Source organism: Salinicola halimionae (genome assembly GCF_003206065.1).
In the GTDB taxonomy this organism is placed as follows: Bacteria; Pseudomonadota; Gammaproteobacteria; order Pseudomonadales; family Halomonadaceae; genus Salinicola; species Salinicola halimionae.
The window spans coordinates 1073556-1088078 of sequence record NZ_PZJQ01000004.1 but is presented as its reverse complement, the minus strand read 5'-3'; the positions used below and the strand labels follow the sequence as shown (position 1 = coordinate 1088078).

Below are 14523 nucleotides of genomic sequence, written 5' to 3'. Positions count from 1 at the left end.
TTTTCCTACTCGTTCATTTTAAGAACGGCAAGGAACGCATCCTGGGGTATTTCGACACGACCCACCTGCTTCATGCGTTTCTTGCCGGCTTTCTGCTTCTCCAGCAGTTTCTTCTTACGCGAAGTGTCACCGCCGTAGCACTTGGCCGTCACGTTCTTGCGTAGCGCCTTGACGGTGGATCTTGCGACCACACTACCGCCGATCGTGGCCTGAACCGCGACGTCGAACATCTGACGCGGGATCAGCTCTTTCATCTTGTCGACCAGAATGCGGCCACGGGAATGGGCATGATCACGGTGAATGATCACCGCCAGCGCATCGACGCGCTCACCGTTGATGAGCACATCCAGACGCACGAGTTTGGCCGCCTCGAAGCGCTCGAAGCTGTAGTCGAGAGAGGCATAGCCCTTGGAGATCGACTTGAGCCGATCGAAGAAGTCCATCACCACTTCGGCCATCGGCAGTTCGTAGACGAGCTGCATCTGGTTACCCAGCACCTGCATGTCGAGCTGCACACCACGCCGATTGACACACTCCGTGATGACGTTGCCCACGTACTCCTGCGGCACCAGAATGCTGGCGCGCACGACCGGCTCGCGCATCTCGGAGACATTGGCCATGTCGGGGAGTTTCGACGGGTTGGAAATGGTGACCAGCTCGCCGTTGTCCATCAGGATTTCGTAGTTGACCGTGGGCGCCGTGGTCAGCAGATCGATGTCGTATTCGCGTTCCAGCCGCTCCTGGACGATCTCCATGTGCAGCGTGCCGAGGAAACCGACGCGGAAGCCGAACCCGAGGGCATCGGAGTTTTCCGGCACGTAGTCGAGCGAGGCATCGTTGAGCGCCAGCTTCTCGAGCGCGTCACGGAAGTCTTCGTAGTCGTCGGAGCTGATCGGGAACATGCCGGCATAGACCTGCGGTTTCACTTTCTGGAAACCGGGCAGGCGTGGCACGTCCTTGGTCTTGGTATGGGTAATGGTGTCGCCGACCGGGGCACCCTGGATATCCTTGATACCGGCGATGACGAAGCCGACCTCGCCAGCTCGCAGGACACCCGTGGAATTCTGCTTGGGCGTGAAATAGCCGATATCGGTCACGTCCCAATCGCGACCGGTCGACTTCATCCGAATCTTGTCGCCTTTTTTCAGCGTACCGTCGAACAGCCGCACCAAAGACACGACGCCCTGATAGTTGTCGAACCAGGAGTCGATGATCAGCGCCTGGAGATCGCCTTCACGATCGCCCTTGGGTGGCGGTATGTCACGAACGAGGCGCTCGAGCAGCAGATCGATATTGAGGCCGCTCTTGGCCGACACGCGTATGGCATCCTGCGCGTCGAGGCCGATGATCTCCTCGATCTCGTGAGCCACCTTGTCCGGATCGGCCTGGGGCAGGTCCATCTTGTTGAGAACCGGAATGACTTCCAGATTCTGCTCGATGGCGGTGTAACAGTTGGCGACAGATTGCGCCTCGACGCCCTGGCCCGCGTCGACCACCAGCAACGCCCCTTCGCAGGCGTAGAGCGAGCGCGACACCTCGTAGGAGAAGTCGACATGCCCCGGCGTATCGATGAAGTTGAGCTGGTAGGTATGGCCATCCTGCGCCTGATAGTCGAGCGTGACCGACTGCGCCTTGATGGTGATGCCCCGCTCGCGTTCGAGATCCATCGAATCGAGCACCTGCTCCTTGAGCTCGCGATCCGTCAGGCCCCCGCAGAACTGGATGATGCGATCCGCCAGGGTGGATTTGCCATGGTCGATATGGGCGATGATCGAGAAGTTGCGAATGAACTTCAGTTGCTCGTTACTTGCAGCGTCTGCCATTTAAGCCTTACCGGTCATTTGTACACGCGCAGTCCGCACGGAGTGCTGTAGCCAAGTCGCGCGGTCGATTTCGAATTGGGCGCATTGTACCGACATGGCCGGGGCAAAGACAGCGCCAACCGGAAGGCACGCAGCCCCGCTTTCGCGGGGCTGCGTGATACCACGAGGTGTCACTGTCGTGAGATCCCGCTCAGTCGTCGGACTTCAGACGCAATGCCACGAACAAAGAGTTGCCATCGCGTACGATTCGCACCGGAATCGCACGATCGTCATCGGCCTGTTTGACCGCGTCGATCAACTGGTCGGCGCTGTCGATCGGCTTCTGATCGAAGCTAACGACGACGTCTCCGGGCTGAATGCCCGCCGAAGCCGCCGCACCGCGAGGATCGACGCGACGCACCAGCGCCCCCTTGTCGATATCCAGCTGCTGCTTTTCCTGGTCGTTGAGATCGCTGATCGCAATGCCCAGTTGGGTCTGATCGTCGGAGGACTTGCTGGAAGGCGAGCCATCCGCGGTCATCTCTTCCGGCCAGTCTCCCACGGTCACATCGACCTCGCGCTTTCCGCCATCGCGCATGACCTGGAGTTTGACTTCATCGCCCGGCGCCACCTGACCCACTACGCGAGGCAATGTGGAGGAGTCCTCGATGTCAGATCCATTGGCGCTCAGAATGACATCTCCCGCCTCGAGGCCCGCCTTCTGGGCCGGGCTATCATCGCTGACATCCGATACCAGCGCACCGTTGGTGCCGTCGAGCCCGAAAGATTCGGCGAGATCCTTGGACACCGGCTGAATCACCACGCCCAGCCAGCCGCGACTGACATGACCTTCGGTGCGTAGCTGGTCGGCAACGTTCATGGCAACGCTGATCGGTACCGCGAACGATAGACCCATGAAGCCGCCACTACGCGTATAGATCTGAGAATTGATACCCACGACCTCACCGTCGAGATTGAATAGCGGCCCACCGGAGTTGCCCGGGTTGATCGCGACATCGGTCTGAATGAACGGTACGTAGGTCTCGCTGGGCAGGGTGCGGTTGATCGCACTGACGATACCTGCGGTCACCGAGTGGTCGAAACCGAATGGAGAGCCGATGGCGGCAACCCACTCGCCGGCTTCGAGGTCGTCAGAGTCGCCGATCTTGAGCGTCGGCAGATCGTTAGCGTCGACCTTGAGCAGCGCCACGTCGGTGCGTGCATCGGAACCCACCAACTTGGCCGGCAGCTCACGTCGGTCATTCAGCCGCACCATGATCTCGTCGGCATCCTTGACCACGTGAGCGTTGGTCAGAATGTAGCCATCCTTGCGGATGACGAAACCGGATCCCAGGGATTTACGCTCTTCCTCCTCGCCCTGGCTACCAGGCCCGCCTGGCATGGGCGGCATCTGGTCACCAAAGAAACGTCGGAAAATTTCGGGGACGTCCTGCTGACCGTAGGGCCCGCTGGACGCGCTGACGCTGCTGGTCGTGGCGATGTTGACCACGCCGGGAGCAGCCTGTTTGACCAAGCCGGTAAAGTCCGGCAGTTCGCGTGCCTGCGCCGTCTGAAAAGCCAATAACGTCACGGCCATCAATAACCACGGAGCGAACCATCTTGTCATGCGTTCCATTAAATACTCCTAAACATCGATGAAGACTCTGACGAGTCACACGTTGAGAAGAACGATGTGCGTGAAGGGTAAAGCGGCGTTGATGAACCTCACGTCATCGCATCATCGCTGCGCCAGACACAGGGCACGGCAACCACATTCATTGATGCGAAAAAACGCCAAGAGTTCACCGAGATGTAAAGTTTCTTTGCAGGGATCGTTGCGACCAGTTCAACATCGAGAATGGTCGAAGGACACAATCAGGCAGGTAGAAAATGCGGGGGCCTTCAGCGAAGGCGATTAAAAGCCGTCGGCGACGGCGCCTAGAAAGCCATCAGCGGAAACGTTCAGGAACCATCAGCAGAGATGTCGGCCGCAGTGTCGCTGGCGCTTTTACCATCATTCCACGCCACGCTCGAGGCGATGCGTGCCAGAACCTCGGCTGGCGCTTCGCCCAGAACCAGTATCTGCATCGGTCGACCTTGGTGGATCACATGGCGAACGGCGGCATAGGAGATGCCCAGGCGATGAATGCCCGCCAATAACGCAGGGCGATCGTTGGCCATGGGTTCGACGAACAGACTGACACTGGTCAAGCCGTCGCTGTACAGACGATGTTCGACGCGAGCGCTCTGGTCGGGGCTATCCGGAGGGATCGGCTGCACGGTAAAACCGGCAGGCAGCCACTGCGCATGCCATGGTGAACCCGGAGGACTGGGACCGGGCCCGAGGCGAAGCGTACTTGAGTAAAGCGTGGGCTCCTGTAGATCGGTTATCTGAAAGGTCTCGAGAATCCGCCCGTCGATATCGATCATTTCGCGCTTGAGCGGTAGCGCCGTCTGGCGATCGAGCCACAACCGGTAGCCGTAACGGAGTCCGTCCTGTGGTTCGACATCGAGCCGCCACGCCGGGCGTCCGGCAATGCGCTCGAGCGCCATCGGCTGCAGCTCGTAATGTGCTGCAATCTGCTCAGCCAGTGCGGCAGGCGCGATACCGGCCGAGAAGCCCAGAGCACCGTTCTTCGTGTCCTGGCCCACACGACCCCGTTTTTCCACCGCGATGGGTGGGCCGTCGAGAAATCTGGCGGACTCGGTTTCGATGCCGTCTTCCACGCTATGGGTCAGCGCCAGTGTTCTGACGCCATCGAAGCTGATGCGCACTGCGCGCGCACCGAAGTTATAGCAGTGGCTGGCCCAGAGGCTGCGTTGAAATAACGCTTCGGGTGTGATGTCGCCATCACCGGCCGAAGCAAGATCACGGCAATCGAAAGTTTCCGGAGCAGCTCTATCATCGGCAAACGACTGCGGCGGAACGCCAGCGGACGCCGCCAGTACGGAGAGCGCCGCGGCCCAAGACGCCCAAGGGAAGAACCGAAACATCAACGCGCTTCCGTGGCTCCGGCGTTATCGATCTGAGCGGATAAACCACCCGGCGTACGCAGCAGCGGCATCCAGTTATCGCCAGTGCTGTAGGCCGCCCCAGCCGAATGGCGCTCGAGGTAGGACTGGAGCGTCTGCGCCTGCTCTCGATCGACATTGGGCGACTGACGCGTGCTCGGCGACAGAAACATCGGTTGCATCATCTGCTCGCCGACGGTCATCAGGCCGCTATTGTTGCCATTACTCGGGTTGCCATTGCCAAGGCTGCCAACGCCCGAGCCACCCAGCGTGTACGGCAGGCCATTGGAGATGGGCGCCTGCATGGAAGCCTGCATCGCACCGCCCTGCCCGCCTGATACCTCTTCCGATGCCAGCGAGGGTTGTGCCCCAACCGACGAGGCTACTCCACCACTGGACGCGACGTCCGACGATGTCGTGGTGCCACCACCAAACTGGCCGTTGTAGACCTGAACGCCGGTGATCACCATCAGCGATACCGCGGCCGCAACGGCGGCGCCACTCATCATCGAGAACGAATGGCGCTTCGTCGGTTCACTGCCAGACTCCCGAACCGGTTGCGGCTCGTCCGCAATGGCAGCCATCACATCGCGGGAAATATCGATATCGACGATCACATCGCGCTCACGCCGCATCATGCTTCGAGCCAGATGATATCGGCGCCAGGTATCGCCCTCTTGCGAGGCCGTGCCCATCGTCTTGAGAACTCGTCTCAGATCGAATTCATCGGCTTCGTTGTCCATCAGTGCGGAAAAAGATTCATGCACCTGTTTCATAATCACACCCTCACACTCGGCCTTGCGGCTCGCCACGTGTTGAATGACGGCGACGTTCAGAGTGACATCTGGAGGCGCGTCATCTCGACCTAACATGTTCGAGATGCGCAAGCTCGACCTCTGTGTCACCAGCTCATCGTGACTGGGTGTCCCCAGTCGACGACGCCTTGGCCATCACCTGCCCTTCTACGACGACAAAAATCGACGACAGTTCATTTTCGATTCATCTTTCGTTGGCTGACCATCGCTGACTTTACTATCGAAGCCCGATGATTCGCCGAGTCAGGGACGACGAGTCCCTTGACGACAAATCGGTGAACCGACGTCTGGCGCCACTCAGGGACCATTGACCGCACCACCAGAGCCATGTTCCAGCAGCGGCTCGATGTGCTTGTCGACAGCTTCACGCGCCCGAAATATTCTTGAGCGCACGGTGCCCACCGGACACTCCATGATCGTGGCGATATCCTCGTAGGAGAGCCCATCGAACTCGCGCAGCGTAATGGCCGTACGCAGATCGTCGGGCAGCTTTTCTATCGCTTCGAAAACCGCCGCTTCGAGCTGATCGCGGGCAATGGCCGCTTCGGGCGACTCGATATCCGACAGCCGGCCGCTTTGGTCGACGATCTCTGCGTCGCTGATGTCGAGATCACTGCCTGGTGGGCGGCGCCCGCGCGACACCAGATAGTTCTTCGCCGTATTGATGGCAATTCGATACATCCAGGTATAAAAGGCACTCTCGGCACGGAAGCTTCCCAAGGCACGATAGGCCTTGATGAAGGCTTCCTGAGCGACGTCCTGCACCTCGGAATGGTCCTGGACATAACGGCTGATCAACCCAAGGATCTTGTGCTGATACTTCTTGACCAGGAGATCAAAAGCTCTGCTATCTCCTTTCTGCGCGCGTTCGACGAGTTGTTGATCGGTCTCTCGAGCACCCATTCAACCCCTCCCCGTACGGCTGGGCTGAGAAAGCGGCGGTAGCTGAAGTCGAGTGACAGCGCGGCAATAACAAGTGTGATGACTGGGAAACAATACGCTCATGATCCAACCTGGAGCCCTCGGGCTCACGATTCAATGACAGGCGTGCAACTTATAACAGAAACGCTGGATTAGCACGCGAAGCCGCCCCAGTGTTTCTGTTTTTCCCTACCTCATCAATCTGCTATTTCAGCGCCGATTTCGCGATATTCGATCCAGACCCGAGGCTCGACGACAGCCGGGAAGTTGATTTTTACACCTCGCAGCCTCCATAGTACGCGCTTCACGCGCAGTCACTAATCAGAGTCAACGGGCCCCAGCATGTCGGAACAGCAGGTCAACAATCTCAACGTTCTTTCCCAGGATGTCCTGATTACGCCGGAAGCGTTGAAGCAGAACATCCCACTCACGGAATCCGCCGAGCGCACGGTCATAGAAGGCCGCCACACCATCCAGCGTATTCTCGATCGCGAAGATCCTCGTCTCCTCGTGGTGATTGGCCCTTGCTCGATCCACGATCCGGACGCGGCGCGAGACTACGCCAGACGTCTACGCAAGCTGGCCGATGCCGTCAGCGACAGCCTCTACATCGTGATGCGTGTCTACTTCGAAAAACCTCGTACCACGGTCGGCTGGAAAGGTCTGATCAACGACCCGCACCTCAACGACTCGTTCGAGATCGAAGAGGGCTTGCATATCGCCCGCAGGCTCCTGGTGGATCTGGCCGAAATCGGGTTGCCGCTGGCCACCGAAGCACTGGATCCGATCTCGCCGCAGTATCTGCAGGACTGCATCAGCTGGTCGGCCGTTGGCGCACGTACCACGGAATCCCAGACTCACCGCGAGATGGCCTCCGGTCTCTCCGGACCCGTCGGATTCAAGAACGGCACCGATGGCAGCCTGGATGTGGCGGTCAACGCGTTGCAGTCAGTGGCCAGCCCCCACAATTTCCTGGGTATCGACCAGGCGGGCCAGGTCGCTGTTATCCGCACTCGCGGCAACGCCTATGGCCACGTCGTCCTTCGCGGCGGCAACGGCAAGCCTAACTACGACAGTGTCAGCGTGACGCTGGCCGAACAGGAGCTGCACAAAGCGGGACTGAAGGCCAATCTCATGGTCGACTGCTCTCATGCCAATTCCAACAAGGATGCGGCGCTACAGCCGTTGGTCATGGAAAACGTGACGCATCAGATTCTTGACGGCAATCGTTCGATCATCGGCCTGATGATCGAGTCGAACATTGGCTGGGGTAGCCAGAAGATCCCGGAAGATCGCAGCCAGCTCGAATATGGCGTCTCGATCACCGACGCCTGCATCGATTGGCCGACGACCGAGCGCACACTGGCCCAGATGGCGGAACAGCTGAAGTCACCGCTTCAAACGCGCCAGCAGGGCGAAGACTGAGCGGGAGCGAGATCCATCCCTGTCAGTCTCAGAGCCACACAAAACGCCCGATGCTGAAGCCAGCATCGGGCGTTTGAGTTCGGGCGGTATCATGCCTGTTCGGGTGGCCGGCTAGCGCTTGAACGACTAGTGCTTGACCGGCTCCCCTGCGTCGACACCCTCAATCTGGCGCCGGAACGGTGGCAGCGCGTCCAACAACGCCTTGCCATACCGGCGCGTCAGCACGCGCCGATCCAGCAGCGAAATGCGCCCGCTATCGTCTTCCTTGCGAATCAGTCGCCCACACGCCTGCACCAGCTTGATCGACGCATCCGGTACCGAAATTCGCATGAACGGGTTGCCGCCCTGGCTTTCGATCCATTCGGCGAGGGTGGCGCCGACGGGATCGTCAGGCACCGAGAACGGCAACCGGGTAATCACCACGTGGGTGAGGTAACGACCGGGCAGGTCGATTCCCTCGGCGAAACTCGCCAGGCCGAAGATCAAGCTCCCGTCACCGGCATCGACCGCCTTGCGGTGCCGCTCCAGCAGCTCGCGCTTGGGCAATCGGTCCTGGGAAAGCAGCCGCGATGCCCACAGTTCCGGTAGCCCATCCGCTACGCTGCGCAGCTGTTTGCGCGACGAAAACAGCACCAGCACCGCTTCGTCGTCGGCCAGGCCTTCGATGAACTGCACGATGGAGCGGTCGTGCGCCATGGCATCGCCAGGCTCGACCGCCTCTCGCGGCACGCTGAGCGTCGCACGGGAGTAGTCGAACGGGCTCGGCAGGCGCTGATAGCGATAGCGGTTGGCCAGGCCGGCGCGCTCCTGCAGCCGTTCGAAGCGATTGAGCGCCGTCAGTGTCGCCGAAGTGACCACCGCCCCGTAGCAGCTTCCCCAGAGATGACGCGCCAACGTTTCCGCCGCCGACACCGGACTGGCGGAAAACGTCAGCTCCGGTTCGCCGCCGAAGCTCTGGAACGTCAACCAGCGCGCCTGTGGTGCCTGCCCGGCCGGATCGGGCTTGGCCATGGCCGACCACAGCGCGTGCGCCTCGAGCGCGCGACCGTGGAGCAGTGCCGTCAACGGCAGCCAGGGTTCCGCCTGCCCCCGCGGAAGTCCGGTGGATTTATCCGGGTCGAGGCTCTCGCGCAGGATGTCGCTCATCGTCTCCAGATCCCGCGAGAGCTCGGCGAACGGCACCACCAACTGCTGAGCGAGCTCGACCAGCGGCTCGGGTGCACGGCCGTTGGGGAAGCGGAAATTCTGCGTTTCATCGCCAGCCCCGGCACTCAGCCCGGCGATCTGATGACCCATGGCATAGGCATCGCCGAGCCGGGGCTCCAGCGCCGCTATCCGCTCGGGAAAGCTCGCCAGCAGTCGCGCCAGCGTCGGCTGAGCGCCCAGCGCGGTGTTCAATTCGGTCAGCGACTTCTTCAACGTTCGCAACCAGCGCAGCGTGGCGTTGATCCCGAAGCGATGATAGAAGTGGTCCAGTGCCTTGTCCGGCAGATGGTGGCCTTCATCGAAGACGTAGATGCAGTCCTTGGGCGATGGCAACACCATGCCGCCGCCTAGCGCCAGATCCGCCAGCACCAGATCATGATTGGCAACGATGATATCGGCCTGCTCGAGATGCCGGCGCGAACGAAAATAGGCGCAAGCGCCGAAATGACCGCAGCGGCGGTTGGTACATTGACGGTGATCCACCGTCAGCCGCCGCCAGTCGCGATCGTCGATGGCGACCGGCCAGCTGTCACGGTCTCCTTCCCAGTTCCCCGACGCGTAGGTGTCGGCCATCTCCTGAATCAGCTGAGGAAAGTCCCCCCCGGCATCCGTGGCGATGGTCTGCTCGAACAAGGACAGCGTCGGATTGGGCTCGGCACCCTCCAGTGCCTGGTCCAGCTTGGCCACGCAGAGATAACGACCGCGACCCTTGGCCAGCGCATATTCGAAGTCGAGGCCACTGTGCGCCTTGAGCATCGGCAGATCCTGATTCAGAACCTGCTCCTGGAGCGCCACCGTGGCGGTGGCGATGACCAGGCGCTTGCCGCGGGCCTTGGCCACGGGCAGCGCCGACAATAGATAGGCGAGCGTCTTGCCGGTTCCGGTGCCCGCCTCCAGCACGCAGACGTGCTCGTTGGAGGTTCTCCGACCTTGCTCGTCCTGCTCGATCGACGCCAGCGTGCGCGCGATTTCCGCGATCATCAGGCGCTGACCGTAGCGCGGCGTGAGCTCCAGCCCCTCGAGCACGCGCCGGTAAGCCTCTTGAATCTGTTGCTTGAGGGGTTCATCGAGCATGCGCGTTCCGGAGCGGAATGGTATCAGGAAAGGATCGCCCACCGAGGGTGGGCGATTACCGGAGAGAGGCCGCAGGAACCTGCGCCACCCTGGATGTCAGCCGTTCAGGGCCGCATCGATTCGGGCGGATGCTCACAGGGAAGCTTGCCGTTGATGTAGTTCTCGATCTCGGGCAGCGAGAACGCATCTTCCTCGCCGACGAAACTGATCGATACGCCCTGAGCCCCGGCCCGTCCGGTACGGCCGATACGATGAACGTAGTCTTCCGGATCTTCCGGCAGCGTGAAGTTGATGACATGGCTGACATCCTCGATGTGAATGCCACGCCCGGCAACATCGGTCGCTACCAGCACGTTCACTTCACCTTCACGGAAACGTTCCAGCGTCTTGATTCGCTGACTCTGCGGCACGTCACCGGAAAGCATCGCCACGTTGATGCCCTGCTCACGCAGCAGCTGATCCAGCTCGCGCACCAGATCGCGACGATTGGCGAACACGATGACCCGCTCCATCGTCTCCTGGTTGACCAGATTGAACAGCAGCTTGCGCTTGTCGCTGTCACTGACCAGATAGACACGCTGATCGATATTGGCCGCGTTGTCGTGGGTCACCTCGATCTCGACGTGAGCCGGGTTCTGGGTCCACTGCTCGGAAAGGCCGAGGATGTCAGGCGTGAAAGTCGCCGAGAACAGGAAGGTCTGACGCTCCACGGGCTTGGGCGTATAGCGGATGATGCGCTTGACGTCCGGAATGAAGCCCATCGACAGCATCCGGTCGGCTTCATCCAGCACCAGCACTTCCACTTGAGACAGATCGATATCCCGTTTCTGCTGGAAATCGAGCAGTCGGCCCGGCGTTGCCACCAGCACGTCCAGATTCTTGCTTAGCTGATCGCGCTGCTTCTGGTAGTCCATGCCGCCGACGACGCTCGCCACGTTCAGCGACGTGAACCGCGCGAGAGCCTTGGCATCCTTCTCGATCTGCAGGGCCAGTTCGCGGGTCGGCGCGACGATCAGCGCGCGAGGCGTCCCCGGCTTCTGTCCGTCCGGCGCTTCCTCTTCGAGGAAATAGGCCAGCATGGAGATCAGAAACGCGGCCGTCTTGCCGGTCCCGGTCTGCGCCTTGCCGACCACGTCGCCGCCGAGCAGCGTGTGCATCAGCGCTTCGGCCTGAATCGGGGTGCAGTACTCGAAGCCCTCGGCCTGGATCGCCCGCATCAGCGGCGTTGGCAGGTCGAAGTCATGGAACCGCCAGCGCCCGGCAACAGGCTCGACCTGAAACTGTTTCAGCGACCAGCCGGAAGTGTTGCGGGACTGGGACTTACGTGGCTTGCGCCGACGCCGCTTGGGTCTGCGATTCTCTGCCGGGGCCTGGGTGTTGTCAGACTCACTCATAGTAATGACGAATGTCCGAAATCGATTGACGGTTTGACTCGCGACGGCTGGCGCCCTGTTCGACAACGCCGAAATCGGCGCGGCGGGACAGGCATTCACGCCCTCCAGGACGGTACTTCCAGGGTACTTCCAGGTGGTGCCAAGCAGTACTTCTAGACGATACCTCGACGCGACGATTGACGACTTCGCAGGGGCTACGCCCAGCGCGAGCCGGGGGCATTATATCAGCCCAGCCCGCTAACGTCGCGAGCCCAGTCGATCAACGTCGCGAGCCCCGCCAATCGACGCCTTGACGCGCGCCCAGTCGATCTCGTGAGTCGATGGTCTGGGAGCACGGACGTTAAGCGCTGGCACCTGCATCGCTGGCTGTTAGAATACGCAGTAATGTTCCGATGTCTCATTTCTCGACGTCGTGTCTCGACGTCGGGTTGCCGAGACGGTCGATGGAAATCGCTTGATAGAAACCGCTATAGGTCGCGCGCATGACTCGCAGAAAGAAGACCAAGTCGCTGGCCGACAAGGTGACGATTCGTACCGGCAAGCGCAAGGACTACCGCCGTTGGCGCCATGACAACCCCGATGAGGTTGCGCCGTCCCGCCGTTACGTCGACAAGAAAACCCAGCAGCGGAAACTCCAGGCCGAGCGCAAGCGTCAGCGTCAGAGCGCCCCGCCGCTACCGCTGCACGCCTCAAAAACCGACAGCGACGCTTCGAAGAATGGGGGCTCCGACTGATGCGCATGGTTTCCTTCAATATCAACGGTATCCGCGCACGGCTACATCAGCTCGCCGCCTTGATCGAGACTCACGCACCGGATGTCATCGGTCTTCAGGAAACCAAGGTCCAGGACAGCGAGTTCCCCCACGAGGCGGTGGAAGCGATGGGCTATCACGTCCATTTCCACGGTCAGAAAGGCCATTATGGCGTGGCGATGCTGACCAGAGCGGCACCGGAATCGGTGCATTACGGGCTGCCCGATGATGGCGAGGAAGCGCAGCGCCGTCTGATCGGGGTGACGCTGAAGATGGAAGACGGCGAGCCATTGACGGTCTGGAACGGCTACTTCCCTCAGGGCGAGAACATCGCGCACCCGACCAAGTACCCCAACAAGCGGGCGTTCTACGCCGGGCTCAATGCCCTGCTGGAGACGCAGCACGAGCCTTCCGAGCACGTGGCGATCATGGGAGATTTCAACATCTCGCCGGCCGATATCGACATCGGCATCGGTGAAGACAACCGCAAGCGCTGGCTGCGCGAAGGCAAGACCAGCTTTCAGCCGGAAGAGCGGGAATGGCTCGAACGCCTCAAGGCGTGGGGTCTCGAAGATAGCTATCGACGCTGCCACCCCGATGACAGCGACACTTTCAGCTGGTTCGACTATCGCTCCAAGGGCTTCGATCGCGAACCCAAACGCGGACTGCGCATCGACTACATCCTGGTCACCGAGCCCTTGGCACAAGCCACTCGTCAGGCCGGCATCGATTACGATCTGCGCGGCATGGAGCGTCCGTCCGACCACGCCCCGGTCTGGACCGAGTTTGCACTGAAGTGAGGGTAACCGATGGGCTGAGCCATGACGTGAGCCTGTTGACCCAAAACGGCGACGCCTGGGAATTCCAGACGTCGCCGTTGCGGTTCGTGGCCCGTTCGCGAGGGTGCATTTCCTAACCCAGCGAATCCAGCCACTGCTGCGCCTGATCGACGCCCGCGGCTTTGGCCCGACGGAACGCGTCGCGCGCCGCATCCTGATCGTCCAGCTGTGCCGTGGCGATGCCTTGCAGCAGCCAATCCCGCCCGGACATGCCGCCGCCTGCCTCTCTCAATGCCGAGAACGCATCCAGCGTCGTTTGCCATTCGCCCCAACCGTAGGCGAGCTCGGCGAGTTGCTGCCAATCTTCCGCGCGACCGCTCTGTTCGGCAAGCTTGCGCCACGCCGTCAGCGCCTGATCGTGATCGCGAGCCGCGGCCCAGGCCTGGGCGGTCAAGCGCAGCGTCGCGGGGCTGGATTGCAGCTGGCCGTCATCCAGCCAGCGCTGCAGATACTCGGCGGCTCGTGCCGGCGTTCCCCCGGCGATATGCAATTTGGCCAGTTGCAGCAGATCGTCGCGCGAGGTCAACGCCCCACGACGCCAGCCGCTCTCCCAGATCGCGGCAGCGCGGCCGTCATCTCCCGCCTGTTGCGCCAGCCCCGACGCTCGTCGCCAGACGTCCGGCGAACTCGCATCGTCGCCGAGCAGCGCCAGAGCGTCGTCGAACCGACCCGTCTGCTGGTAGACCGTGCTCGCCAATTGCTGCTGTGAGGAGCTCCACCCCTCGGCGCCGGATTCGCGGAGGCGATCGAGCGAATTGGCCGCGGCCGACCACTCCTTCAGCGAGGCCCGCGCCTGTACCAGCAGCCAACGAGAGGTGTCGTCGCCGCCGCTTCGTTCGACCCACTCCGTTAGTCGATCCGCGCCTTGTTCCGTCTGACCTGCACTCAGCCGAAGCTGTGCTTCCTGGCGTAACCAGGCCAGCCGGCGGGCATCGGGAACCTCATCGATGCCGCGCGCCTCGGCCAACTGATCCGCAGCCTGGCTATCGTTGGCCTGCCGGGCATTGGCCGACGCGGCCAACTGCAGGAACAGCGCGCGCGCCCAACGGTCGGCGGCATTCCCTCCTTGCAGCCGCGAGGCCGAAGCCGCGGCACGCGAGGCCACCGTGGCGTCGTCGCCGGCCTCGAGTTGCGACTGCATCGAGTGCAGCGTTCGAATCATGTCCTGACGCAGCGCCGGTCCTTCCGCCTGGGCCGACGGAACGCCGCCGAAGCCGATCAGGCCCGCGGCCATCAGCGCCAGGCAACGCTTGCGCAGATCACGGACCACCGTCGAACTCATC

11 protein-coding genes are annotated in these 14523 nt (G+C 61.5%); 3 read left to right on the top strand and 8 right to left on the bottom strand.

The window, feature by feature from the left end; all coding sequences use genetic code 11:
• Nucleotides 1-5 precede the first annotated feature (5 nt).
• The 5 genes from lepA to rpoE all read right to left on the bottom strand — a co-directional run bounded on the left by lepA (nucleotide 6) and on the right by rpoE (nucleotide 6532).
• The gene (lepA, locus tag DOM27_RS10695; RefSeq protein ID WP_110655972.1) at nucleotides 6-1823 is read right to left on the bottom strand and encodes a translation elongation factor 4; all 1818 of its coding nucleotides are present in this window, start codon (nucleotides 1821-1823) and stop codon (nucleotides 6-8) included.
• A gap of 190 nt (nucleotides 1824-2013) precedes the next feature.
• A complete protein-coding gene (locus tag DOM27_RS10690; protein ID WP_110655971.1) occupies nucleotides 2014-3438 on the bottom strand; it encodes a DegQ family serine endoprotease in 1425 nt (474 codons plus the stop codon).
• Nucleotides 3439-3764: 326 nt separating this feature from the next.
• Nucleotides 3765-4796, bottom strand: coding sequence for a MucB/RseB C-terminal domain-containing protein (locus tag DOM27_RS10685; protein ID WP_110655970.1), 1032 nt, complete (start codon nucleotides 4794-4796; stop codon nucleotides 3765-3767).
• Nucleotides 4796-5590, bottom strand: coding sequence for a sigma-E factor negative regulatory protein (locus DOM27_RS10680; protein WP_110656444.1), 795 nt, complete (start codon nucleotides 5588-5590; stop codon nucleotides 4796-4798). Before DOM27_RS10680 ends, DOM27_RS10685 begins: the two co-directional genes overlap by 1 nt.
• Before the next feature lie 336 nt (nucleotides 5591-5926).
• A complete protein-coding gene (gene rpoE / locus DOM27_RS10675; RefSeq protein ID WP_110655969.1) occupies nucleotides 5927-6532 on the bottom strand; it encodes an RNA polymerase sigma factor RpoE in 606 nt (201 codons plus the stop codon).
• 360 nt (nucleotides 6533-6892) lie between these two features.
• Between rpoE and DOM27_RS10670 the strand changes: the two genes are divergently transcribed.
• Complete coding sequence (locus DOM27_RS10670; RefSeq protein WP_110655968.1) at nucleotides 6893-7975, top strand: 3-deoxy-7-phosphoheptulonate synthase; 1083 nt, start codon at nucleotides 6893-6895, stop codon at nucleotides 7973-7975.
• A gap of 126 nt (nucleotides 7976-8101) precedes the next feature.
• On the opposite strand, the gene dinG is transcribed toward DOM27_RS10670, so the two are convergent.
• Nucleotides 8102-10255, bottom strand: a complete 2154-nt coding sequence (gene dinG / locus DOM27_RS10665) for an ATP-dependent DNA helicase DinG (protein ID WP_110655967.1) — start codon at nucleotides 10253-10255, stop codon at nucleotides 8102-8104.
• Between the two features lie 104 nt (nucleotides 10256-10359).
• On the bottom strand, nucleotides 10360-11649 hold the full coding sequence (gene rhlB, locus DOM27_RS10660) for an ATP-dependent RNA helicase RhlB (protein ID WP_110655966.1): 1290 nt from the start codon (nucleotides 11647-11649) through the stop codon (nucleotides 10360-10362).
• Between the two features lie 482 nt (nucleotides 11650-12131).
• Here rhlB and DOM27_RS10655 point away from each other — a divergent pair, with 482 nt between their 5' ends.
• Together DOM27_RS10655 and xthA are read left to right on the top strand one after the other, a co-directional pair.
• Nucleotides 12132-12383 (top strand): hypothetical protein, encoded by a 252-nt coding sequence (locus DOM27_RS10655; RefSeq protein ID WP_110655965.1) that lies wholly within the window; start codon nucleotides 12132-12134, stop codon nucleotides 12381-12383.
• Complete coding sequence (gene xthA, locus DOM27_RS10650; protein ID WP_110655964.1) at nucleotides 12383-13201, top strand: exodeoxyribonuclease III; 819 nt, start codon at nucleotides 12383-12385, stop codon at nucleotides 13199-13201. The genes DOM27_RS10655 and xthA overlap by 1 nt, the downstream gene beginning before the upstream one ends.
• A 112-nt stretch (nucleotides 13202-13313) precedes the next feature.
• On the opposite strand, the gene DOM27_RS10645 is transcribed toward xthA, so the two are convergent.
• Nucleotides 13314-14522 carry a hypothetical protein gene (locus DOM27_RS10645; RefSeq protein ID WP_110655963.1) on the bottom strand — a complete coding sequence of 403 codons (1209 nt, stop codon included), beginning with the start codon at nucleotides 14520-14522 and terminating at the stop codon, nucleotides 13314-13316.
• Nucleotide 14523: the final 1 nt, after the last annotated feature.

Bases quoted from the DNA above. Each gene is read 5' to 3' on its own strand.
- lepA (WP_110655972.1), bottom strand. From the start codon at position 1,823: ATGGCAGACGCTGCAAGTAACGAGCAACTGAAGTTCATTCGCAACTTC.
- DOM27_RS10690 (WP_110655971.1), bottom strand. From the start codon at position 3,438: ATGGAACGCATGACAAGATGGTTCGCTCCGTGGTTATTGATGGCCGTG.
- DOM27_RS10685 (WP_110655970.1), bottom strand. From the start codon at position 4,796: ATGTTTCGGTTCTTCCCTTGGGCGTCTTGGGCCGCGGCGCTCTCCGTA.
- DOM27_RS10680 (WP_110656444.1), bottom strand. From the start codon at position 5,590: ATGAAACAGGTGCATGAATCTTTTTCCGCACTGATGGACAACGAAGCC.
- rpoE (WP_110655969.1), bottom strand. From the start codon at position 6,532: ATGGGTGCTCGAGAGACCGATCAACAACTCGTCGAACGCGCGCAGAAA.
- DOM27_RS10670 (WP_110655968.1), top strand. From the start codon at position 6,893: ATGTCGGAACAGCAGGTCAACAATCTCAACGTTCTTTCCCAGGATGTC.
- dinG (WP_110655967.1), bottom strand. From the start codon at position 10,255: ATGCTCGATGAACCCCTCAAGCAACAGATTCAAGAGGCTTACCGGCGC.
- rhlB (WP_110655966.1), bottom strand. From the start codon at position 11,649: ATGAGTGAGTCTGACAACACCCAGGCCCCGGCAGAGAATCGCAGACCC.
- DOM27_RS10655 (WP_110655965.1), top strand. From the start codon at position 12,132: ATGACTCGCAGAAAGAAGACCAAGTCGCTGGCCGACAAGGTGACGATT.
- xthA (WP_110655964.1), top strand. From the start codon at position 12,383: ATGCGCATGGTTTCCTTCAATATCAACGGTATCCGCGCACGGCTACAT.
- DOM27_RS10645 (WP_110655963.1), bottom strand. From the start codon at position 14,522: ATGAGTTCGACGGTGGTCCGTGATCTGCGCAAGCGTTGCCTGGCGCTG.